19 protein-coding genes are annotated in these 23,389 nt (G+C 61.6%); 7 read left to right on the top strand and 12 right to left on the bottom strand.

The window, feature by feature from the left end:
• Positions 1 to 90 precede the first annotated feature (90 nt).
• On the top strand, positions 91 to 537 hold the full coding sequence (locus V5E99_RS22860) for a TadE/TadG family type IV pilus assembly protein (RefSeq protein WP_499804513.1): 447 nt from the start codon (positions 91 to 93) through the stop codon (positions 535 to 537).
• Positions 534 to 3,302 carry a PAS domain-containing sensor histidine kinase gene (locus V5E99_RS22855; RefSeq protein ID WP_499804512.1) on the top strand — a complete coding sequence of 923 codons (2,769 nt, stop codon included), beginning with the start codon at positions 534 to 536 and terminating at the stop codon, positions 3,300 to 3,302. The genes V5E99_RS22860 and V5E99_RS22855 overlap by 4 nt, the downstream gene beginning before the upstream one ends.
• On the opposite strand, the gene V5E99_RS22850 is transcribed toward V5E99_RS22855, so the two are convergent.
• The 5 genes from V5E99_RS22850 to V5E99_RS22830 all read right to left on the bottom strand — a co-directional run bounded on the left by V5E99_RS22850 (position 3,287) and on the right by V5E99_RS22830 (position 7,631).
• Complete coding sequence (locus tag V5E99_RS22850; protein ID WP_499804511.1) at positions 3,287 to 5,119, bottom strand: pilus assembly protein TadG-related protein; 1,833 nt, start codon at positions 5,117 to 5,119, stop codon at positions 3,287 to 3,289. The genes V5E99_RS22855 and V5E99_RS22850 overlap by 16 nt on opposite strands.
• A gap of 219 nt (positions 5,120 to 5,338) precedes the next feature.
• Entirely contained in the window at positions 5,339 to 5,896 is a 558-nt protein-coding gene (locus tag V5E99_RS22845; protein ID WP_499804510.1) for a DUF4136 domain-containing protein, read from the bottom strand.
• Between the two features lie 56 nt (positions 5,897 to 5,952).
• Positions 5,953 to 6,567, bottom strand: coding sequence for a DUF4136 domain-containing protein (locus V5E99_RS22840; RefSeq protein WP_499804509.1), 615 nt, complete (start codon positions 6,565 to 6,567; stop codon positions 5,953 to 5,955).
• Positions 6,568 to 6,579: 12 nt separating this feature from the next.
• Positions 6,580 to 7,329, bottom strand: coding sequence for a methyltransferase (locus V5E99_RS22835; protein WP_499804508.1), 750 nt, complete (start codon positions 7,327 to 7,329; stop codon positions 6,580 to 6,582).
• Entirely contained in the window at positions 7,329 to 7,631 is a 303-nt protein-coding gene (locus tag V5E99_RS22830) for a MazG-like family protein (protein ID WP_007951009.1), read from the bottom strand. The genes V5E99_RS22835 and V5E99_RS22830 overlap by 1 nt, the downstream gene beginning before the upstream one ends.
• Positions 7,632 to 7,916: 285 nt before the next feature.
• Between V5E99_RS22830 and V5E99_RS22825 the strand changes: the two genes are divergently transcribed.
• Together V5E99_RS22825 and V5E99_RS22820 are read left to right on the top strand one after the other, a co-directional pair.
• Positions 7,917 to 8,210 (top strand): hypothetical protein, encoded by a 294-nt coding sequence (locus tag V5E99_RS22825; protein WP_499804507.1) that lies wholly within the window; start codon positions 7,917 to 7,919, stop codon positions 8,208 to 8,210.
• A gap of 161 nt (positions 8,211 to 8,371) precedes the next feature.
• The gene (locus V5E99_RS22820; RefSeq protein ID WP_499804506.1) at positions 8,372 to 9,721 is read left to right on the top strand and encodes an MATE family efflux transporter; all 1,350 of its coding nucleotides are present in this window, start codon (positions 8,372 to 8,374) and stop codon (positions 9,719 to 9,721) included.
• Here the strand turns inward: V5E99_RS22820 and V5E99_RS22815 are convergent.
• The 7 genes from V5E99_RS22815 to V5E99_RS22785 form a co-directional block, all read right to left on the bottom strand.
• A complete protein-coding gene (locus tag V5E99_RS22815) occupies positions 9,715 to 10,590 on the bottom strand; it encodes an alpha/beta hydrolase (protein ID WP_499804505.1) in 876 nt (291 codons plus the stop codon). The two genes, V5E99_RS22820 and V5E99_RS22815, sit on opposite strands and share 7 nt — an antisense overlap.
• 18 nt (positions 10,591 to 10,608) lie before the next feature.
• Positions 10,609 to 11,406: a DUF4123 domain-containing protein gene (locus V5E99_RS22810; RefSeq protein ID WP_499804504.1), complete on the bottom strand. Its 798-nt coding sequence runs from the start codon at positions 11,404 to 11,406 to the stop codon at positions 10,609 to 10,611.
• Positions 11,403 to 12,710, bottom strand: a complete 1,308-nt coding sequence (locus V5E99_RS22805; protein ID WP_499804503.1) for a contractile injection system protein, VgrG/Pvc8 family — start codon at positions 12,708 to 12,710, stop codon at positions 11,403 to 11,405. The genes V5E99_RS22810 and V5E99_RS22805 overlap by 4 nt, the downstream gene beginning before the upstream one ends.
• A gap of 233 nt (positions 12,711 to 12,943) precedes the next feature.
• The gene (gene speA / locus V5E99_RS22800; protein ID WP_499804502.1) at positions 12,944 to 14,857 is read right to left on the bottom strand and encodes an arginine decarboxylase; all 1,914 of its coding nucleotides are present in this window, start codon (positions 14,855 to 14,857) and stop codon (positions 12,944 to 12,946) included.
• 214 nt (positions 14,858 to 15,071) lie between these two features.
• Entirely contained in the window at positions 15,072 to 15,443 is a 372-nt protein-coding gene (locus tag V5E99_RS22795; protein ID WP_008031278.1) for a translation initiation factor Sui1, read from the bottom strand.
• Between the two features lie 282 nt (positions 15,444 to 15,725).
• Positions 15,726 to 16,283, bottom strand: coding sequence for an NUDIX hydrolase (locus V5E99_RS22790; protein WP_499804501.1), 558 nt, complete (start codon positions 16,281 to 16,283; stop codon positions 15,726 to 15,728).
• A gap of 3 nt (positions 16,284 to 16,286) precedes the next feature.
• The gene (locus V5E99_RS22785) at positions 16,287 to 17,354 is read right to left on the bottom strand and encodes a DUF2333 family protein (RefSeq protein WP_499804500.1); all 1,068 of its coding nucleotides are present in this window, start codon (positions 17,352 to 17,354) and stop codon (positions 16,287 to 16,289) included.
• A gap of 289 nt (positions 17,355 to 17,643) precedes the next feature.
• Here V5E99_RS22785 and gcbA point away from each other — a divergent pair, with 289 nt between their 5' ends.
• The 3 genes from gcbA to V5E99_RS22770 all read left to right on the top strand — a co-directional run bounded on the left by gcbA (position 17,644) and on the right by V5E99_RS22770 (position 23,263).
• Positions 17,644 to 19,314: a diguanylate cyclase GcbA gene (gene gcbA, locus V5E99_RS22780; RefSeq protein ID WP_499804499.1), complete on the top strand. Its 1,671-nt coding sequence runs from the start codon at positions 17,644 to 17,646 to the stop codon at positions 19,312 to 19,314.
• 52 nt (positions 19,315 to 19,366) lie between these two features.
• Positions 19,367 to 21,313: a methyl-accepting chemotaxis protein gene (locus tag V5E99_RS22775; RefSeq protein ID WP_499804498.1), complete on the top strand. Its 1,947-nt coding sequence runs from the start codon at positions 19,367 to 19,369 to the stop codon at positions 21,311 to 21,313.
• 186 nt (positions 21,314 to 21,499) lie between these two features.
• The gene (locus V5E99_RS22770) at positions 21,500 to 23,263 is read left to right on the top strand and encodes a protein-disulfide reductase DsbD (protein WP_499804497.1); all 1,764 of its coding nucleotides are present in this window, start codon (positions 21,500 to 21,502) and stop codon (positions 23,261 to 23,263) included.
• Positions 23,264 to 23,389: the final 126 nt, after the last annotated feature.

The following is a 23,389-nucleotide window of genomic DNA, read 5'->3' as shown; positions in this document are numbered from 1 at the left end:
GACAAGGCTCTGCATCCGGTAAAAATCGTCCGTTTTGGCTGAATGATTCTATGCTGACATTACGCAGTGACTGTCAGGGTAGACGCACTCATGAAAGCAGGCCTCCCCAGCAAGCAAAAAGGTGCCGTGGCGATTGAATTCGCCTTGGTGTTCGTGATCTTTTTCGCGGTGTTTTACGGGTTGGTCAGTTACAGCCTGCCGTTTGTGTTGATGCAATCGTTCAACCAGGCCACCGCCGAAGCGGTGCGCCGCAGCGTGGCGGTGGACCCCAATACGCCCGGCTATCAAACGGTGGTCCAAAACACCGCGACCGCCACCCTGCAGCAACAATTGTCCTGGGTGCCCCCCGCCCTGAACCTGGTGATCGGCGTGGACACCAGTGCCGTGTACGACACCAGCAAAGGCATCCTCACGGTCACCGTGACTTACCCGGTGAGCAAACTGAATCAGGTCATGCCGTTTCTGGTGCTGCCGGGCGTGGGCACAGTGCCCAGCCTGCCGACCAACCTGAGTGCCACGTCGAGCCTGCAATTTTGACGTCCGGTGAGAAACTCTTCGCCCGCTTGCTCAAGCGCCCGACCCTCCCCGCCGGTGAGTCGCCCGAGCCTTTGGCCGCACAAACACCGGGCCTGCATCTGTACCTGGATCGCCACGGCCACGTGCTGCAAATGGCTGGCCCGCTGCGCCACGTACTGGCCCCACAACCGCCCCACGACCAGCCTTTGCCGCTGCACCGCTACGTGCTGACCCATAGCAGCCTGGTGATCGAAGGTCAGCCCGGCGACTGGCAGGGGCAAAGCCTGGATCTGGACTTCTTCGGTGTGGCCGAGCAGACCCTGCACCTGCGTGGCTGGGCGCAACCCTGGGCCGGCGGCTGGTTATTGCAGTTGATGGACATCGGCGACCTGTTGCTCGAGCGCCACCAGGCCCACAGCCGGGAAGAATGCCAAGCCGTGGCCGGACAGATCAGCGAACACCTGCGCGCGTGCAGCCTGGCGCGGTTGCCGGTGATCGTCAGCGAACAGCTGCAAACCATCGCCCAGCGCTGGCACGTGCCGTGTGTGGCGCTGGCGTTGCTCGATGAACAGGAAGAAGGCTGGCAGATTCATCGCCACTACCGCGCCCATGACGCGCCGGATCTGTGGCAAAACGATCAGCGCCTGGGCACCGTACTCGACAGCTTGAACGGCTCGGCGCCCCAGCGCTTGGGCCTCAGCCACGGGATCAGTGAACACCCGCGCTTGCAGGCGCTGTTCGGCAATGCCGAGGGCTTCGCCGTGCCGTACAGCGATGACCGGGGAGTTGCCGCGTGGTTGCTGTGCGGCTTTTACCCGGCGCACGAGCGCGCGCCAGACCTGGGTGATCGCGACTGGCTGCTCTTGCTCAGCGCACTGGCCGGCCCCTTGCTCAGCCGCTTGCGCGAGCAGCAGCACCACTTGCAACTGGAGCGACTGGAGTCGTTGCAAGCCTTGCTCGGCACCGGTTGGTGGGAAGCCTTGGGCGTCAACAATGACATCCTGCTGGCGCCGACCCTGGCCGACACCCTGCACCTGGATAACGCCCGGCTGACGCTTGAAGACTGGCTGTTGCAAATCCATCCAGCCGATCGCGAGGAACTGCGCAGTCGGCTAAACGCCTTGCAGCAACACGACGAGCCGCTGACCCTGTGCGTGCGCCTGCATCGCGGCGACGCGGAGCATCATCCGCTGTGGTACCGGCTCCAGGGCCAAGCCATCGGCACTGGCGAGGGGCGTCGGCTGGTGGGCTTCATGCTCGACATCAGCGACATCAAGAACCAGCAACAACACACCGCCGCCGCCCATGCGCGGCTGGACAACCTGATCGCCAGTTCGCCGGCGGTGATCTACGTGCAGCGCTATGTCGAAGGCGCGCTGCACCCGACGTTTTTCAGCGCCAGCCTTCAGCCGCTGCTGGGCTGGAGCCTTGAAGACTGCGACGCTGCCGCGCTGATCGAACGGGTTCACCCCGACGACCGCGACCGCTATTTCGAACGCACCCGACACCTGTTGCGTGAAGGTTCGGTGCGTGCCCGTTATCGACTGCGCGACAGTCGCGGCGATTACCACTGGTTGCTCGACGAAGCCAAACTGCTGCGTGACGACCTCGGGTTACCGGTGGAAGCCGTGGGCCTGTGGCTGGACGTCACCGAAGCGACTTTGGCCGCCGAGCAGGTGAAACAGAGCGAAGAGCGTTATCGGATGCTGGTGGAGGATTCCCCGGCGATGATCTGCCGTTATCGCCCGGACCTGAGCCTCAGTTTCGGCAATCGTCCGTTGGCGAACTACCTGGAATGTGAGCCCGAGCAATTGCCGGGGGTGAACCTGGGCAGTTGGATGTCGGACGAACAGCGCGAAGCCTTTGTGCTGCGGCTCAGCTTGCTCACCCCGGAAAACCCGGTCAGCAGCGCCGAAATCAGCCTGCAATTGCCCGGGCGAGAACATGCCTGGTGGGTCTGGTCGGATCGCGGCGTGTTCGACGATCAGGGCCGGTTGCTGGAAGTCCAGGCCGTGGGCCGCGACAACACCGAAGTGCGACGCTCCCAACAGCAACTGACCCAGAGCGCGAAAATGGCCACCCTCGGCGAAATGGCCACCGGGCTGGCCCATGAAATCAATCAGCCGCTGAACGTGATGCGCATGGCCATCGTCAACGTGCTCAAGCGCCTGGGCAACGGCGATGTGCAAATCGACTACCTCACCGACAAACTCAACCGCATCGACGCACAGGTCCAGCGGGCCGCACGGGTGGTCGACCACATGCGGGTATTTGGCCGTCGCTCAGAGATCGAGCAGCACCCGTTCAATCCCGCCGACGCCATCGAAGGCACACTGTCGCTGCTGGCCGAAGGCATGCGCGGAAAAGGCGTGGAGCTGCGCATCAGCGAGACCGGTTTTGTCGTGCAAGTGCGCGGCTATGTCGATCAACTGGAACAAGTGCTGATCAACCTGATCGTCAACGCCAGGGACGCGCTGTTGAGCAAGCGCGAGGCCGACCGTGAGTTCAAACCATGGATCTCGGTCTATGCCGAACGCGATGCACAGTCGGTGCGGCTGTGGGTCGAGGACAACGGCGGCGGTATCGACCCACGGTTGCTGGAACGGATTTTCGAGCCCTTCTTCACCACCAAACCGGTGGGCGTCGGCACTGGGCTCGGATTGTCGGTGAGTTATGGGATTGTCGAGAACATGGGCGGACGGTTGAGTGTGAGCAACTCGGTTGAGGGGGCCCGGTTTTGTATTGAGCTCCCGATTTATACGGATGACGGTCAGATCACCAGGTAGGCCTTGCCGGGTTGGCCGCAGGTGAGGTTGGCGCCGACCTGGATTTTCCCGACTTCGATCCCCAGGGTTTTCAGGACATTGTTGAGCAAGTTGTCCAGCAGCGGACTGAGGATCGAATTGAGGGTCGTCGTTAACAGCGACAGCACGCCCGTCAGCAATGTATTCAACGTACCGAAAGCGATCGCCAACAAGGGATTGGGCGTGAACGCGGGTGTGTGGACGATCAATTGCACGCCGCTGACGGCTTGCGACATACCCGCGATCGCGTTGGAAGCGGTCAGTGTATAAGGCGGGTTGGAGGGATCTAATCCGACTTTTGGCGGGTTGATAAACGTTGAAGTGGCACTGGTTTGCAACGCGGGGCTGTCGATCTTGATTTCTGCGCCGCCACCCGAAAACGGAACGTTTGCGTTCCTGATGTCGAGCAACGTCACGGGGGTGACCGTCATCGGCGAAAGGGATGAAGCCCAGTCCGAATTGATCCGCCCAACTCGCAATTCGGCCACCGTGGTGGTCGTGTTCGCGGTCAGGCTTTTATTGGTATCGCTGACACAGGTGTAATCGGTGACGTAACTGTTGCCGCCACCCGCTTCAAGGCTGATGTCCAGATTGGGGTTGGGCAATACGTAGAGATTGAGCCCCAACAGCCCCGTGACAACCGACAAGGTGTTGGTGACGACACCGATCAGGTTGGTGACCAACGACAAGTCCAGGGTGACCAGTACCCGGACTTGGGCAGTGCGCACATAAATTTGATTGGCCCCCAATGGCGCTACTTTTGCCAGTGCCGGGTTGCCCACCACCGAAAACTGCGCGGGTTCGATAACTTTGATCTTCGCGGTAGCGCCGAGACCCAGCCCCAGCAAATTCACAGGAATGGTGCCCGCTACCGCACTTTTGCTGTTGCCCAGTTCAAGAAAGGCCTGGACGAGCTGAAGCGCATTCACGCTGGCGTTCAGAGCGGAAGACGTGGTGCCGCTCTGCAGGTTCAAGATATCGCCCAAGTGCACTTTGGTCGGGCTGACCACGGCGCTGATCAACCCATTGAAACCCGCTTGTACATCCGCCGTAGCGCCATTGAGTTGCGCCACGGTGGCGGCCGCCTGAAGCAATTGACCGACCGTCGCATCGGTAGTCAGCAGTTGGGTGTAATTGCCCGCCGTGACATGCAGATCAACGGCCAACTGATCCATGAAGTTGAGCAGGTTGATATTGGCACCGAGTAAACCGTTCCAACTGGCGACGGTTAAGTTGACTGGAACGCCCCCTATCGAGGAACTGATCCCGTTCAATAAATTGACGTCGAGTAGCGTACTGCGAATGGTCAATTGGGCCAGCGGCGGCAACGGGGCCGCCGCCACCGCCGACGCATTGAGCTGGGTATTCAGACTGACCGCCCCGCCGCTGACCAACGCCTGCAAGCCACCGGCAAAACTGGTGGTGACGGTGCGGCTGGCCACGACTTTGACCGCCGCTGCCTGGGTCGCATCCACCGTGAAGGTGCGCAACCCGTTGGCCCCGGTCAGTAATGAGCCGCAGGTGGTGGCGAGTGTGTTGTTAACGTCAACGGTGAAGCCGTTGCGCGTGGCGCTTTGGCCGGCGTAACTGGCGGCGGTGAGCCCGGGCAGGCAGGTCCCGCCGCGACTGACGGCTTCCAGCGCGGCGGTATCGACCACGCGCTGCAACTTGCGCTGCTCCATGTAGAGCCGGCCGGTGTCGACCACCAGCAGCATCAATATCAGCGCGAGGGCCAGGGTCGCCGCCGCCATCAGACCGATTGCCCCCCGTTGCCGGGTGGGGCCGCGAAACTGCGACATCGCGCACTCCTTCGCCGGCGCACTACCGAGTGCTGCCTCCTTTGGTGAAATGCAGTGTAGACAAGGGTTTGCCAGGCTGCTGGCACCACGCCAGCGCAGCCAGCAAAAAAACCTGTAAGAGCGAAGCTTGCTCGCGATGGCGGCTTAACAGTCGACATGGATATCGACTGACACGCCGCCATCGCGAGCAAGCTTCGCTCCTACAGGGGATTGTGGGATTTATCTGGGTGGGTAGTTGGCCAGGATTCGGCTCACGGTTTCACGCACCGCATTGCTGCGATCCGCCGGGTTCGGGGTGCTGCTGAGCATTTGCTCGTCACTGCCGCGCCACACCAGTTTGCCGTCCTTGCCATCGAGCAGGTCGATCTGGATGGTCGCCACTTTGTAGCTGACGTTGCGGGTTTCGTTGTACATCGGCGCGCCCCAGTAACCGTTCCACGGGCCACCCCAGCCGCCGCCGTAATTGGTGGTCACTTGTTGCTGACGGTCCTCGACGATCAGGTAGGCCTGCACATTCAAGTCACCTTTCTGGCCCCCGGCGGCAGGCCGCAAGCCCCGTTGATCAAGCTGATCGGCCACGGCCTGGCGAATGCGCTGTTCGGTCAGGTCGCTCTTGATGCGCGGGTCATCGGGACGGTATTGCAGGGCGGGTTCTTTCCAGCTCCAGTTGCGATACGCAGCAAAATCGCGGCTGGCGTCAAAGTCATGATTGACCTGGTGGGCCGCGCAGGCACTGAGCAGCACGGCCACGGCCAGTAAAGCGAGAGGGCGGAACATGATGGTTCTCCGGTTGAAGACATGAACCTGCGTAATGCTTCTTATCTACAAAGAAGCTAACTGGGAGGATACGCCGACATGGCCTTTTCCACAGCCTCCCGTATCGCATCCGCGCGCTGGCTCTGATTGCCTTGATTGCCGGTTTCAGCGCTGGCGCTCCACACCGGCTGACCGGTCACGGCGTCGAACAGATCGACGCGCACCACCACAACCTGTTCCTGATAGGTGCGAACCACCGGCACGGTCTCGTACATGCCGTAGCCACCGCCATAACGGTGGTAGCCGCCATAACCGCCGCCGTAATAACCGGCGTCGTCCTGAACCTGGCGCAGGCGGGTTTCCAGGTGCAGGTCCGCACTGACAAACAGGTCCGCCGGGCGATTGTCATGCAGTGGACGCAAGCCCCGTTGATCGAGGGCGTTGCTCACCGCCTCGGCCACTTGCGCCGAATCCGCCCAGGCCGAGCCCGGTGGCAGGCGCCCGTTAAGCCACGCCCAACTGCGATAACGCCCGTAATCCCGAGGCGGCGCCGGGTAGGCGCTGCGGTCGAAGGTGTTTGCCGCTTGCGGCGGCGCCGGCGGCAAGGGGTTGGACGTCGCCACATAAGGGTTGCTGCCCTGGCAGGCTGCCAACCCCAGACACATCAGCAATAACCCTGAACGCGCTTTCATTTCACTCTCCGCTCAGATCGGCCGGCAGATCCAGTGCAAGTAACGCCCAAGCCCGGCAAAGCTTGGGTGACGACGGTGGGCCAATTCCATTTCGAGCAAATCCACCAGTTCGGCGCGGGCCTGGAATTCCACCGGCATGTAATCGTGAAAAACCCGGACCCCACTCTGGGTTTCGACCTGCCACATCCCTTCAAGTTGCGCCGCCAGTTCTCTCGGATCAAGGGGCTGCTGCGGGGTCAGGCTCTGCTTCTCGCCGGCCATGTCGTTCTTGCGCATCTTGCGGAAGTGGCCCTTGAGCAGGTTGCGGTAGATCAAGGCGTCGCGGTTATAAAAGGCCAGGGACAACCAACCGTCCTTGGTGGTGAGTTGATGCAGCACCGGCAGGATGGCGTGGGGTTCGGCCAGCCATTCCAGCACGGCGTGGCACAGCACCAGGTCGTAGGGTTCGGTGAGCTGGCCGAGCAAGTCCTGCCACGGCGCTTGAATGAACGTCGCGCTCTGCCCGGCGTCGGCGAAGCGCTGCCGGGCGCCGTCGAGCATCGGCGCGGCCGGTTCGGCGAGGGTCACGTCATGCCCGCGCTGAGCGAGCCACAACGACATATGACCAAGACCGGCGCCGATATCGAGGACTCGCAGCGGTCGGTCCGGCAGGGTTTCAGCCAGGTCGGCTTGCAGTACCGCCAGACGGATCGCGCCTTTGGCCCCACCGTAGATTTTTTCGGCGAAACGGGTCGCCAACTGATCGAAATGACGGTCGCTCATCAGCTGAACCGCCGTTCGCTGTCCGCGAGTTTGCTGCGCACCACTTCGTTCATGTCCAACCCCAACTCGCTGCACAGCAGTAATAGATAGAGCACGATGTCACCGACTTCCTGCCCGGCGTGGGCCAGTTTGTCTGCGGGCAGTTGCCGCGACTGGTCTTCGGTCAGCCACTGGAAAATCTCCACCAGCTCGGACATTTCCACGCTCGCGGCCATGGCCAGGTTCTTCGGGCTGTGGAATTGCCGCCAGTCATTGCGGTCACGGATGGCGTGCAGGCGTTCGGTCAGTTCAACAAGGTTCATCGGGCTCTCCTGAAGGCGTATAGCTTCGGGGGGATGGGCAATGAAGGCAAGCGTCAGCGCTTTTCTGTAGGAGCGAAGCTTGCTCGCGATGGCGGCGATACATTCAATATTGATGTCGACTGACACGCCGTCTTCGCGAGCAAGCTTCGCTCCTACAGGGTTCATCAACAGACCGGATACTTTGCGCCATACTCACCCGATCCCGGCATCAGGGAACTCGGCACCGCGATCCATGGCCCAAGTCAGGCGCGGCAACCTTGCCACCACTTTCATCAGGACGCCCACATGCAGGTAGAAAGTTTTTTCGAATGGCTCGGCCAGGCACTCGGCTCGGTCATCCGCTTTATCGTTGATGGCCTCAGCGGCCTGTTTAATATCCTCAGCCACGCCGGCGGCAACTTTGTCGAAGGGCTGTCCCGGGCGTTGGGCATGGACACCTCGATCATCAGCATCGTCGCGTTGATTCTCGGGCTGATGCTGTTGTGGTCGGCGATCCGGGCGTTCATGAATGCGTCAATCATCATGGGGATCATCTGGTTGTTGCTGGGGCTATGGCTGCTGAGCTGGATCATCCACTGACACCAGCAATCATCCTGTGGAGCGGGCTTGCTCGCGAAAACGGTGTGTCAGGCGACATCAATGTTGAATGACACACCGCCTTCGCAAGCAAGCCCCCTCCCACATTGGATCGCTGCACATTCAGATGTATCGCTACAATGCCCGCTCCCCAAGGAGCCCGCATGTCCAACCTGATTGCCGACTGGCGCGACCGCCCGACCCACCGCAAGGTCTGGGCCCTCGCTGCGCCCATGATCCTCTCGAATATTTCCGTACCACTGGTGGCGCTGGTCGACAGCACCGTCATCGGTCACTTGCCCCACGCCCATCAGTTGGGCGCCGTCGCGGTCGGCGCCAGCCTGTACACCTTTCTGGCCTGGGGCATGGGTTTTCTGCGCATGGGCACCACCGGGTTCGCCGCCCAGGCCGCCGGGCGCGGGGATGGTGCGGCGTTGCGGCAGATTCTGTTGCAAGGGCTGTTGCTGGCGCTGGGGCTGGCCATTGTGTTGGGGGCGGCGGGGATTCCGTTGAGCGGCGTGGCGCTGCACTTCATGCAACCGTCGGCGGAACTGGACCAACTGACCCGGGAGTTTTTCCACACCCGATTGTTTGGCCTCCCCGCAGCGCTGGCCAGTTATGCGCTGGTGGGCTGGTTCCTCGGCACCCAGAACGCCCGGGCGCCGCTGGCGATTTTGCTGGGCACCAATCTGGTCAACATCGCGCTGAACCTGTGGTTCGTCCTCGGTCTGGACTGGGGCGTGGTCGGCGCGGCGCGGGCATCGGTGATCGCCGAGTGGACCGGTGCCCTGATCGGCCTGCTCATGACCCGCAAAGCCCTGCGCGCCTACCCCGGTCATATCGCCTGGGCGGCGTTGGCGTTGTGGCAGAGCTGGCGCCCGTTGCTGGCGGTCAACCGCGATATCTTCATTCGCAGCCTGGCGCTGCAATCGGTGTTTTTCCTAATCACCGTGCAAGGCGCGCGGCTGGGCGATGCCACGGTCGCGGCCAATGCGCTGCTGCTCAACGGCTTGCTGCTGACCGCCCACGCCCTCGATGGCCTGGCCCACGCCGTGGAAGCTTTGTGCGGCCATGCCATCGGCGCGCGGGATCGTGATGCGCTGCGCCGTTCATTGGTGGTGGCCGCCGGTTGGTCGTTGATGGCGAGCCTGGGCTTTGCCGCGCTGTTTCTGTTTGCCGGGCACTTGTTCATCGAGATGCAAACCAACATCCAGAGCGTACGCGACACTGCGTTCATCTACCTGCCCTACCTCGCCGCCCTACCGTTGATTGCGGTCGGCAGCTACTTGCTCGACGGTCTGTTCATCGGCGCCACCCGCGCCCGGGAAATGCGCAACGGCATGCTGCTGACGGTCGTGTTGTTACTGCCCCTGGCCTGGGCACTGCAAGGGCTGGGCAACCATGGGTTGTGGATAACGTTCCTGCTGTTCATGGCGCTGCGCAGCCTGACCCTCGGTGCGATTGCCTGGCACTTGCGCCAGAACGACGGCTGGTTTGCCGGCCGCGCTCACTGAGTCGGCGTGGCGTTGACGAACGACGTCACCTCATCCAGCACCGGCGCCAAACCACGCATCGGGCGGGACAACGTCGCCACCAGCGTGGCGTGACTGGTGCGCGCGTAATACAGATCCTGAACCGGCACCCCGGCGGCCCGCAGTTTGCTCGCCAGGCCGCCGGTGTTACGGGTCGGGTTGACCAGGTCATCGTCTTTTGAAGCCATCAACAACGCCGGGGGCGCGCCGCGACTGACGTGATTGATCGGCTGGGATTGCGGCGGCGAGTCCGGCCAGAAAAACACCGGGCGCACCTCGGGATTCTTGATCGGCAGGAAATCGTACGGCCCGGCGAGGCCGATCCAGCCGCTCAGGTCACTTGGCGACATCCCCACCGCCCCCAGCAACTGCGGCTCCAGCGCCAGCATCGCGACGTTGTAGGCACCGGAACTGTGGCCCATCAGGTACAGGCGTTTGGGGTCACCGGAAAACTGGCGAATGTGTTCATGGGTCCAGGCCACCGCTTTCGCCCCATCTTCCAGAAACAGCGGATAACGCACCTGCGGATACAGCCGATAGTCCGCCAGCACTGCGACAATCCCCCGCGACGCCAGCGCCTCGCCGACAAAGCTGTAATCGCTGCGTGAGCCACTGTTCCAACTACCGCCATAAAAAAACACCACCACCGGGGCGTTTTCCACCGCGTGCCGGGGCACGTACACATCGAGTTTTTGCCGAGGATCGTCGCCATAGGCAATGCCTTCGGTTTTGTCGAAAGTGCCGTCAGGGGTCAGGGCGTTGAGCATCTTCAGTGGTGAGCACGCGCTCATTGCGGCGAGTAAAAAACCGCCGATCAACACACTGAACAACCTGCGAATTGCGCTCGCCATCTCGGTGAAACCTCGTGTTCAGGGTGGGTCGCTCTGCCACAGGTTGCGCAGTCTATCGAGCCGTTCTTGTTGGGTCCGCCCGGCCAAAGGCTGGACAGGCAACGCGCCGGGGTATTGCAAGCGTAGCCACAACCAGCCATCCAGCACCGGGCGCTCGCTGAAGCCCAATGCCAGGCCTTCCTGCACATGGGACCACAGCCGGTTGTAATCAGTGCCAGTGGATCGGCTCCAATGCCAGATGTGTTGTTCCAGCAGGCAGGTTTGCAGTTTTTCCCGCTGCCTGGGGCTGAGGCTTTCTTCGAACGCCAACGGGGTGACCGCCAGTCCCGGGTTGAGCAGTTGCTGCCAGCCCTGACAGCCAATCGCCCGGTCGGCCCACGTCCCACCGAACCAGCGCAACTGGCTGATCGGTCCGAGCCAGCGGCTGAGTGCTTCGGCATCGCAGGCGTCGAAAAAATAGCTGGCGCAGTGCGGGTTGTAATAACTCAGCAGCGCCCGATGGTGCAGGCCGAGCGTGACCGTGAGCATGCGCCGCAAATGCGCCAGCAACCGATCCGGCGCGGCCTCGCTGAACAGCAGCAAACCTTGCCAGGCGTGCGGTTCGGCGTAGCAAAACTCGACCAGCGCCGGACTGTCGCTGAGTTCGACCAACGCCGGTCCCTGTTCGCGTAACCCGTGCCACTCGGTCCCTTCGAACAACCACCACCATCGAGCGTCGCTGAATCGCTGCTGCAACAAGGTCGCCGCCCGAGGCGCGCCGGGCACGTCCAGCAACAGCCATTGCGGGATCGGCTCAGGCGTCTGACCGGCAATCATGCCGCACCGCTCTGGCCAAACAGCGTCGCCGCCCGACAGGTGCAGACCGCTTGCCGGCAATGACTGAAACTCCCGCCCCCCGGCAGCAGGCACAACAACACCAACGGCTCGCTGGATTGCAGCAAGGCCAGCAAGCCGTCCGGCGCCGGGGTCGTGCTGGCGGGCTGCGCCTCACTGACGGACAACGGGGTCTGAAGCAGCCCGGTGATCAGCGGTTGATCCGGATCGCCCTCGATAAAGCTGACCACCACCTCGGTGCCCTCCCTCAGTTGCGCAACGGCGCTGTCCCTCAGCTCCGGCGCCCAAGGCAGCCAACAGTGGCCGGGCGTCGCGCCTTCGCCCTGATACAGCCAGTCGAACTGCACGGCAACCGGTCGGGAGGGATCGGGGTGAGCCGCCTCGACATCCACCACCCAGGCCCGTTGCAGGCTGGACATTCTCGGTTTCGCTACCTTTTGGCTGGCCATAAAGGGCACCTCCCATGGAATGGCGCGGATCGTGTTGGAGTAGGGGAAAACCGGGTGCTGGCCACCCTGGTGCTCGATATGAGTCAAGCGCCACAGTTGATTCCAGTCACTGATCGGGTGACCGGCCAGCGGCATCAATTGACCACTGCGCAAGGTCGTCAGGTCGGTGCGACCCTCGGCGACCGGCGTCGCCTGCGCCCGGCCCTGCACCTCAAACCGGCACACGGTCGCGGGCGGGTTGTCGCGCCGGAAAACCAGTGTCTCGGCACGGTCCGAGGGCCCCGGGCCGTCGCTGATGACCAGGCAATGCCCACGACTCTGGTGTTCGAAATGGTAGTGAAGACCCGCTTCGGCACACAGGCGCTGGAAAAACTGCAGGTCCGATTCACGGTACTGCGTACAGAATTCCCGGGGCGGGTAGTCGCCACCGAATTCGAAACGCCGGGCCTTGCCGGTAATGCCATGTTCCTTGAGCACCTGATCAAGGATCTGCGGCACCGAGCGCGCGCAGAACATACGCTGGCTGAAGCGTTGGGCCAGGCACGCCAGTTTCGGCCCCATGCGCACACGGCACAGCCTGGACAGGGCGCCATGCTCACGCTGGACCAATTCAAGCAGTTGCCCGTGGACACCGTTTCCCTCGGTTTCGAACTGCAAGAACGCCCCGCGATAGAGCAGGCTTGCAAGGTCCAGGGTGGGGTCATCGATCAACAAATCCACCTCGAACACAAACGGCTCGCTGATGGCTTCACGACCGGTAAAGGCCAGGACATCAAAGGCGTCGGGCAGGCCCGCTACATCCAGCCGAAAGGACGGCTCGTTGACTGGATCGAACATCGGCGATTCTCTACAGGAGGGGCGGCCGAGGATTCTCGCTGAGAGACATGGCCGAGTAGAGTGCCGAAGTACAACTTAGGAAATGACCTACGCGAAAAGAAGACCGGATCGCTTTAAAAGCGCTGGTTGTCAGTTTTTTCGCTGGAAAAAAGAGAAATTCCGCACCGGGTCATCTGAAATTTCCGCAGCGTGCGGAACATTTTCAGACAACCCGATGGGAACAGTGCCTTACCTCAAGAAGACAGGTAAGACGAACGGGTCAGGCCCAGGCGCAAAGCGTCGAGGAACTGGGTGCGCTCGGCGGCGGTGATGCGCGCACTGGCGCATTTGTCGCGGTAGTGAGTCATCAACTCCTCCGGCGACAAGTGCACGTAACGCAGCATGTCTTCGATGGTGTCGTGGGTTTCGATACCGGCGTGGTACACGCTGCCATCGGCGTTCTGGTAGATGTTCACCGAATCGGTGTCACCGAACAGGTTGTGCATGTCGCCGAGGATTTCCTGGTAGGCGCCCACCAGGAAGATGCCCAGCAGGTAGTCTTCGCCTTCGTTCAAACCATGGACCGGCAGGCTGGTCTCGATGCTCTGCTCGTCGACGTATTGCTTGATCTTGCCGTCGGAGTCGCAGGTCAGGTCTTGCAGTACCGCGCGGCGCATCGGCTCTTCGTCGAGACGGTGCAGCGGCAGGATCGGCAGGACCTGGCCGATGGCCCAGGTATCCGGCAGGCTCTGGAACACCGAGAAGTTGCAGATGTACTTGTCGGCGAGCTTGTCGTTGAGTTCGTCGAGCACCTGGCGGTGGGAACGCTGACGCGCCTTCAACGAGTTGTGCAGGCGACGGCAGACCGCGAAGTAGCATTGCTCGGCCAGGGCTTTCTCCGCCAGGGTCAGCTTGCCATCGGCGTACTGGGTGGCGATGTCGCTCATGTAGTGCGTGGCGCGCCAGTAGGTCTCGGTGACCATCTCGATGTCGGTCGGGCCCAGCAGGTCAACCAGCCATTGCACGGTTTCCGGCAGTTCTTCCTTGTTGTCGATCTTCGGCACGTCGTCGTTGTGTTTCTCGACGTCGGTCACCTGCACCACGAGCATGGCGTGGTGGGCGGTCAGGGAACGACCGCTCTCGGAGAAGATGTTCGGGTGCGGCAGGTTCTGCGCATCGCAGAATTCCTTGAGCATCCCGACCACGACACCGGCGTAATCGTCCATGTCGTAGTTGATCGAACTGGCGTTACGCGAGTGCGTACCGTCGTAGTCCACGCCCAAGCCGCCGCCGACGTCGATGTGGTCCACCGGCAGGCCGAGGTTACGCAGTTCGCCGTAGTAACGAATCGCTTCCTTGAAGCCGTGCTGGTAGTCCGCCAGGTTGGCGATCTGCGAGCCCATGTGGAAGTGCAGCAGGCGAATGCCTTGATCCAGGCCTGCCGCGCGGAAACGCTCGACCACCGACAGCAGTTGCGCCGCCGACAGACCGAACTTGGATTTCTCGCCACCGGTATCCGCCCACTTGGAGGAGGCCAGGGACGACAGACGCACACGCAAACCGACCTGAGGCTTGACCTTCAGCGCCGCCGCTTCTTCGATCACCAGGCCGACTTCGGATTCTTTCTCGATCACGATGAACACGTTGTGGCCGAGTTTTTGGCCCATCAGCGCCAGACGGATGAACTCGCGGTCCTTGTAGCCGTTGCAAACGATGGTGCCGCCCTTCGGCGCCAGGGCCAGCACGGCCAGCAGCTCAGGCTTGGAACCGGCTTCCAGGCCGATGGAGACGTCCTGGGTGGCGATGATGTTCTCGATCACCGCTTCTTGCTGGTTCACCTTGATCGGGTACAGCGCGGTGTACTTGCTCTGGTATTCCAGGCGTTCGATGTTGGCATCGAAAGCGCCCGTCAACTGACGCACGCGGTCTTGCAGGATATCGGGGAACCGCACCAGCAATGGCAAGGACAAACCGCTTTTGCGCAGTTGGTCGACTTGCTCGAACAGGTCGATAGGCGAACTGGTCGGACCGTTCGGACGAACTTCGACGCGACCGGCGTCATTGATCGCGAAATATCCGGCCCCCCAATGGCGAATCCCGTAAACACTGCGGCTGTCCGCAACTGTCCATTGGCTGCCATCGTCTTTGCGTGTGCGTCTTACGGACATTGAAGTCCCCTATAAAGAAGTCATAGAGCGTCGCCTGGGTTCAGGCCGGCGCAGTCTAAAGAATGAAAATGACGGTTCGTCAACGAGGGGATAAACCTCGCTGACCGCAGTGAGTTTAGAAACCAGTCAGAACAGGCTCTGTGAAAACCATGTAGGCGACGCCAGGCCTGTTGTCAGGACCGGGTCAAGCCGAGGGTGGTTTTCACAGAAGCTGCTAGCCGCCGGACTTCTTCGCCTTGAAACCCAGCTTGATCAGTTCGCCCAAGAGTAGCTCGACATGATCGCCCTGGATTTCGATGATGCCGTCTTTCAACGCCCCGCCGGTGCCGCAACGTTTCTTCAACGTGGTGGCCAGGTCCTTGAGCGCGTCTTCAGCCAGCGGCACGCCGGTGATGGTGGTCACCGTCTTGCCGCCACGGCCCTTGCTTTCGCGACGCACGCGAGCAATGCCGTCGCCGGCCGGGATCACGGTTTGTTTGCAGATACAGGCGTCCACCGGTTTGCTGCAATCCGGGCAATGACGACCTGCGTCGGTGGAAAATACCAGGCCACCAAGGGCGGCGAAGGATGCGGCTTTTTTGGCCACCGGCAATCCTCTTGGGAGGACAAAGACTGGTCGCGGCAACCTGGGGGGAAGCCATCGACCGCGAAGCCCCACTCAGGCAGGGGCAGCGCTACTGAACCGAAAAACAGCCTGTAGGAGCTGTCGAGAGCAACGAGGCTGCGATCTTTTGATTTCGACGCAAAAGCAAAGTCAAAAGATCGCAGCCTGCGGCAGCTCCTACAAAAAGCATTGCCGGTTCAGTTTGAAAAGGTCGCGCAGTGTAACGGCAAAAAGCCGACTTGCTAAGAGCCAATCGGCGCCAATTTATGCCTTCTTTGCGACGTTGCTTTGCTGAGCCTTCAGATAACGCTTCAACGCGGCCAAAGAGTCCGGGCAGTAAGGCTTTTGCTCGATTTCCAGCATCACCTGATCGATCGGAATAAAGCGCGCTTCCAGCACTTCTTCCGGCTGCAGGATCAACGGGCCGTCCCACACCGCCGAAAACGCCGAACACCACAGTCGATTGCCGGTGTCCTCGAAGAAAAAATGATCATGGGCGGTCAGTTCGACGCCGCTGACTCCCAGCTCTTCTTCCAGCTCCCGGGCGGCCGACTCGGCGTAGCTCTCGCTGGCCTGCACCATGCCCCCCGCCGCCACGTCCCAGTAACCGGGATAAATGGCCTTGCTCAGGGTACGGCGATGCACGCAGAGTTCGCCGGCGGAGTTGAACAACATAATGTAGGTGCCGCGCCCGATCAGCCCGCGCTCGCGAAGATCGCTGCGCACCAAGGCGCCGAGCAGGTTGTCCTGCTCGTCGACCCAGGCGATTTGCTCGGCATCCGAAGCCGCGCGGTGGGCGGCTTCTTTCGCGCTATCGACCATGACTCAGCCCTGATTGAGCAATTGACGCAAATCGATCACGGCCGCGTTGGCCCGGGAAATGTAGTTGGCCATGACCAGCGAATGGTTGGCCAAAACCCCGAAGCCGCTGCCGTTGAGGATCATCGGGCTCCAGACCGGCTCTTGCGAAGCCTCCAGCTCACGAATGATCTGACGCACGCTGACCGTGGCGTTTTTCTTCGCCAGTACGTCGGCAAAGTCGACTTCGATGGCGCGCAGCAGGTGGGACAAGGCCCAGGCCTGCCCGCGTGCCTCGTAGAACACGTTGTCGATCTGCATCCACGGGGTCTCGACGATTTCTTCGTCAACCTGCGGCACCTGGCCCGGCACCACGACTTCGGTTTTCAGCGAGGTGTTGAGCTTGACCCGGCCAACGCTGGCCGACAGCCGTTGCGACAACGAGCCCAGACGGGTCCCGACATCGCCGAGCCAGTTGTTCAGGTTGTCGGCGCGGGCATAGAACAGTGCGTTTTTCTGCGAAGGATCGGACAGGCGTGCTTGGTAGCGGCTCAGGGAATTGATGCCTTCCTGATATTCCGACTCACTGGACGGCAAGATCCAGCTCTTGTTGTCGAAGTTGAAACGCGGCTCGGCCTTGGCCAGGTCCGAGTCTTCGGCCGATTGCGACTGCGAGCGGGCAAAGTCTTTACGCAGGGCGCGGGTCAGGTCGCGGACCTGGACCAGCACGCCATATTCCCAGCTCGGCATGTTGTCCATCCACAGGCCAGGCGGGAAACGGTCGTTGGAAATGTAGCCGCCCGGTTTGGTCAGCAGGGTACCGGCGACGGTCTTGAGGGTTTCCACCGTGGTGTAGCCGACGACCATTTGCTTGCCTTGTTGCTCAGCAGCCACCTGGGCATTTTGCTGAACCGGAAACAGCGCGGGTTCTTCACTCCAGTACCAGCCCAGGCCGATGGTCACCAGCAGGTAAATGGCAACCAGAGTGGCCAGCGCCCGGCTGAACAACAGGCCGCTGATATAGCTGCGGGTGGCCGATTTCGGTTCAGCGGCACGTTCAGGTGCGCTGCCCGCGCGGTTCTTCCAGTCCAGCATGGCGATATCCTTTCAATCACTTGAGTTCATCGGTTCGACCACAACCCTACGCCATCGTGCCTCATTTGCCGCGCATTAAATCCTGCGGGAAACAACGAGCCATACAATTGCATCCGTCGAGGCGCCACTATAAATGAAGCACAGTCTTGAGCCTATGCGACCAGTCGGTCAGAAACTGAATGAGGTCGCTTTGCAGATTATTGACGTACGACACTCATGTGACGGAAAAGAGGTGCTAGCATAGAGCCACCAGTCGATCTCAGCATGCACCCTAACTAGTAGTCAGGATATGACCGAGCCAGAAGACCCCAGCCGTGAGCGCCTCAAGCACCACTTTGCCCAGCGGGTAATTCATCAGGCACGTCAGATTCTTGAGATATGGCAGCGCCTGCAACGCAGCGAGTGGTCTACCACCGATTTGTCCGAACTCAGCGAGGCCAACCTGCGCCTGCTGCGCTTTGCCGAGCGTTTCGAACAACCGGAGCACTCGCAACTGGCGCGCCACATCGGTCAATCGCTGGAAGCCGTGGACGCCAATCGCGGACGCCTGAGCAGCGGCCTGATCACTGACCTCAACCGTTTGATGCAGCGTCTGTCCCGCACCGGCCTGCGTCACGGCGATCAACTGGACCAAACGTTCCTGCCGCCACTGCGCAAGCCGATCTACGTGATGTTGCAAGATCACGATCGCGCCGAGCGGCTGGCCAAACAACTGGAATTCTTCGGGCTCAGCGCCCAGTCCCTGGACAGCGTGTCGGCGTTCCGTTCCTCGATGGTCGAGCGCCTGCCGGCGGCGATTGTCATGGACGTGGATTTCAGCGGTCCCGGCATCGGCCTGAAACTGGCCGCCGAAGCCCAGGTCGGCCTCGATGAACCGCTGCCGCTGCTGTTTTTCAGCCTGCACGAAACCGACACCCCGACCCGCCTCGCCGCTGTGCGCGCCGGCGGCCAGGAATTTCTCACCGGCACCCTCGAAGCGTCGAGCCTGCTGGAGAAGATTGAAGTCCTGACCTGCGTCGCCCAGTACGAACCGTACAAAGTGCTGATCATCGACGACTCCCGCGCCCAGGCCTTGCACACCGAACGCCTGCTCAACAGCGCCGGGATTGTCACGCGCACACTGATCGAGCCGATCCAGGCCATGGCCGAACTCGCCGACTTCCAGCCCGACCTGATCATCCTCGACATGTACATGCCAGCCTGCACCGGCACGGAACTGGCCAAAGTGATCCGCCACAACGACCGTTATGTCAGCGTGCCGATCATTTACCTGTCCGCCGAAGACGATCTGGACAAGCAGCTCGACGCCATGAGCGAGGGCGGCGATGACTTCCTGACCAAACCGATCAAGCCTCGGCACCTGATCACCACCGTGCGCAACCGCGCGGCCCGGGCGCGCAATCTGAAAGCGCGGATGGTGCGCGACAGCCTCACCGGTTTGTACAACCACACCCACATTCTGCAATTGCTCGAAGACTGCTCGTTCCGCGCCCGCCGCGAGAACAAGCCGCTGAGTTTTGCCATGCTCGACATCGACCACTTCAAACGGGTCAACGACAGCCACGGCCACCCGATGGGCGACCGCGTGATCAAGAGCCTGGCGCTGCTCCTCAAGCAACGCCTGCGCAAGACCGACTTCATTGGCCGTTACGGCGGCGAAGAATTTGCGATCGTCATGCCCGACACCGATGTCGAATCGGCCCACAAAGTGCTCGACGGAATCCGCCAGCGCTTTGCTGAAATCCACTACCCGGCCCAGCCTCAAGATCTCTGGTGCACGTTCAGCGCTGGCGTGGTTGAACTGAGCGAGGACTCGGACAGCTTGATGATGGCCAGCCAGGCGGACGAGGCGCTGTACCGCGCCAAGGATGCCGGACGCAATCGCGTGCAGTCCGCGCGGGCATCAAAGCAAAGTGCCACTTTTTCATCGGAAAGCACTGACTCGGTCATAACGCTGTAACACAAACGCAATAAATTCAGGCGCTTACCATTCTGCCGTTGGTAGACCCGTTATGCGCCTGAAGCTGCTGACCAACCTCAACACCCTCCTGCTGGTCGCCGTGTGCGTCGCCCTCGGCGCCACGTTGTGGTGGTCGCAAAAAGCCCTGGAGCGGCCCTATCTGTTGATGGAGCGCTACCTCGGCTTATCCCAGCAATTTCAAAATGAAGTGGCGCGTAACGTTGAAGACTATCTGTCCAGCGGCGATGCCCTGCGCCTGAGCAGTGCCAGCCAGGCCATCGACGGCCTGCAAAAAGAACTCGGCGAACTGCCGCCGGCACTGGCCGAGACCTTGCGCCCGAGCCTGTCGAGCCTGGAAGAGTTCAGCAAGACCGACCTGCTGGCCGCCGGCAAACTTGCGGGTGATCCACAAGCGCTGTTGCTGCAGGCCGAACGGGAGTTGGGCGCCAGCCTCGAACAGCTCAGCCAGTACGCCAGCACCAACACGACCTATCTGACGCCGCTGCTCGCCGCCTCCCAGCACTTGGGCAAACTGTCCCTGGCCCGGGACAAACTGGTCAGCAGCGGTCGCAGCGAATTGGCCGCCGATGTTGAGCGTGAAGTCACCAGCATTCGCGCCCAGGCCGCGCAACTGGATGCCTTGCCGCTACTCGGCGTGACGACCAGCGCCGAGTCGAGCACCGACGACTTCAACGCGATGATGGGCCTGGAGAACACCGAGAAAGCCGTGGCCGAAGATGCCGGGGTCGGCCTCAAGCGCGAACTCAACAGCCTGCTCACCCGCTATCCGGCCGAACTGGCACGCACCCGCGAGCAAATTCAAAAGCGTGCCGACCTGAGTGCCGCCACCCACCTGAAAATCACCGCCGTGCAACAGGCCATCGCCGGGCTGGAACCGGTGGTGCGCGCCCAGCACGGGCAGATCCAGGGCGAAGTGCGGTTGATGCAAGGGCTGATGATCGGCCTGATTCTGCTGATCGCGCTGCTGATCGATACCCTTCAGCGACGCCTGGCCCGAACCCTGACCAATCTGGCCCCGGCCCTTTCAACCTGGGCCGAAGGCGACTTCAGCCAGGACATTCAACTGGGCAAGACCAATCGCGAATTGCATGACATTCAAGCGTCGCTCAACCGCTTGCGTGCCTATCTCGTGGATTTGGTCGGGACCATTCGCCTCAACGCCGAGCAGGTCGCCGGCAGCAGCCGAACCCTGGCCGAGCTGAGTAACGACCTGCACAGCGGCGCCGAACATCAGGCCGGCGACACGGCGCTGATCCGCGATTCCCTGGGCGAACTGGAAGCCACCATTCAACAAGTGGCCGGTGACGCGAGTCAGGCCGCCGATGCCAGTCGCAACGCCGGGCTGGCGGTGGAGCATGGGCAGAAAGTCATCGGCCTGAGCCTTACCGGGCTGCATGCGTTGGTGGGCGAAGTGCAAGGTAACGCGCAGATGATCGAACACCTGGCCGAGGAGTCCGCGACCATCGGCGGTGTGCTCACCGTGATTCGCTCGATTGCCGACCAGACCAATCTGCTGGCGCTGAACGCGGCGATTGAAGCCGCCCGGGCCGGGGAGATGGGACGCGGGTTTGCGGTGGTCGCCGAAGAGGTTCGCTCGCTGGCACAACGCACCGCCGGGGCCACGGCCGAGATTCAGACCTTGATCGCCGGCCTGCAAACCGCCGCGCGGCAATCGGTGGAAGGCATGCGCGCCCAGGTCGAACACGCCGAAGCCACGGCCAATCAGGCACAAGACGCTGATGGGGCGCTGGATAAAATCGTCGGGGCGATCCAGACCATTGCCGACACGGCGGTGCGCATTGCCGATGTCACGGCGCAACAGAGCGGCGCGGTCAGTGAGATCCGCGATCACAGCGAGCGGATTCACCAGTTGGGTGGGGATAACTTGCTGAGGATTGGTCAAGGGCGCGAGCAAGGGGAGAATTTGTTGGTACTGGGCGGGCGATTGCACACAGCCGTCCAGGCCTTCCGCGTCTGACACCCCCATCACAATCCCCCGTAGGAGCTGCCGAAGGCTGCGATCTTTTGATCTTGTTTTTGGGCAGCGACTACATTGCCAAAGATCAAAAGATCGCAGCCTTCGGCAGCTCCTACGGGGGTCGGTGTAGACGCATACCTTGCGCACTCAGCTATCATGCCCCCACCTCCGATACGCGAGATCGTCATGCGCCGTTTGCTCTGCCTGTTGCTTTTAGTGCTCGCCCTGCCGGCCTCGGCCACCGGGTTGCTGGACAGTCGGCCCAGTTCGACATTGGGCTCGATCAACAACAGCGCCGACTTCCTGCCGGTGCGCGAAGCCTTTCAACTGAGCCTGGTAGACAGCACGCCGCAATCGATCAAGCTGCGCTTTGTCGCCACCGAGGGCTACTACCTCTACCGTCACCGCTTCCAGTTTCGCGCCGATCCGGCCGATGTCGCACTGGGCCCGGCGCAACTGCCCGACGGTGAAAAGAAGCACGATGAGTACTTCGGCGATGTCGAGGTGTACCACGGGATTCTCGACGTGGAATTGCCGCGCACCGATCAACGTGCGTTCACCCTCGCGGTCACGTATCAAGGCTGCGCCGACAAAGGCCTGTGCTATCCCCCCGAAACCGAACGGTTGAGCATTGACGGCAATGGCGCCGTTGTCGCCGACAAGGTCGCCGCCACTACGGCGAACTGGAGTTGGCGCGAACTGGCGCTGTTCTTCCTCGCCGGGATCGGCCTGACATTTACCCCGTGCGTGCTGCCGATGTTGCCGATTCTCTCCGGCGTCGTGTTACGCGGCCAGGTCGGCGGCTTGCGTGGCTTGAACCTGTCCCTGGCTTACGTGCTGTCGATGGCGGCGTGCTTCGCCCTGCTCGGCGCGTTGATGGGGATGTTCGGCGCACAGCTCAATCTTCAGGCACGTCTGCAATCGGCTTGGGTATTGGTCCCGTTCGCAACGTTTTTTGCGGTGTTTGCATTGGCGATGTTTGGCGTGTTCGAACTCAAGCTGCCCAACGCCATCAGCCATCGACTGCATCACATCGCCGGGCGTACCGAAGGTGGTTCGCTGTGGGGCGCAGCGGTGCTTGGCGTGGTTTCCAGCCTGTTGGTTTCACCTTGCGTTTCGGCACCGCTGGCCGGGGCATTGCTGTACATCAGCGCCAGTGGCGATGCCGTGGGCGGCGGGTTGAAACTGTTCTTGCTCGGCCTGGGCATGGGCACGCCACTGTTGCTGGTGGCCACCGGCGGCGCAGCCTGGCTGCCGAAAAGCGGCCCTTGGCTGGTCTATGTCAAAAACGCCATTGGTGTGCTGCTGCTCGGGCTGGCGATCGGGCTGCTGAGCCGCGTGCTGCCAGGCCAGGTGACGTTGTTGCTGGTCGGTCTGCTGTGGGGGGGCGTCGGCCTGTTTCTCGGCGCGCTGGAGTTTGTTTACAAACCGCCGAGAAAACGTCTGGGCCAATTGCTCGGCCTGTTCCTGCTGTTTTATGCGATGGCCTGCTGGTACGGCGCTTTCAGCGGTCAGAGCGACCTGCTGAACCCGCTTGGCAGAACCGCCGTCGTCGCCACCGACCATCCGCCGCAAAACACCGCTGCCTGGCAAACCGTCAGCACCCCGGCCGACCTGGACCGCGTACTCGCCGACGCCAAATCATCCAACACCCCGCTGCTGCTGGACTGGTACGCCGACTGGTGCATCAGCTGCAAAGTGATAGAACACGAAGTGCTCAACGACGCGAAAGTCGTCGAACAGCTCAAGGGTTATCGGCTGATCCGCTTCGACATCACCGCCAGCAACGCCGAACAACGCACCCTGCTGGACCGCTACAAACTGTTCGGCCCACCGGCGCTGATGTTTTTCGGCAAGGACGGCGTCGAACGTGCTGATGTGCGGGTGATTGGCGAGATCAATGCAGCAGACTTCGCCGAACGTGTTGCGAAAGCAAATGACCGGATTTAATCACCCGGTCACATATTTCGCGCAAACATCGGCCATCGTGCTGGCTATTGCATAGAACTGGACAGTCACAAAGGCTTTGCGGCATAGTCGCCGGGTTCTGACAATTGCACACAGATAACAAGGAAC

It is taken from the genome of Janthinobacterium sp. LPB2021202312-11-4 (genome assembly GCF_037049705.1).
In the GTDB taxonomy this organism is placed as follows: Bacteria; Pseudomonadota; Gammaproteobacteria; order Pseudomonadales; family Pseudomonadaceae; genus Aquipseudomonas.
The sequence above is the reverse complement of the archived record's forward strand: the minus strand, read 5'-3'. Positions and strand labels throughout refer to the sequence as shown.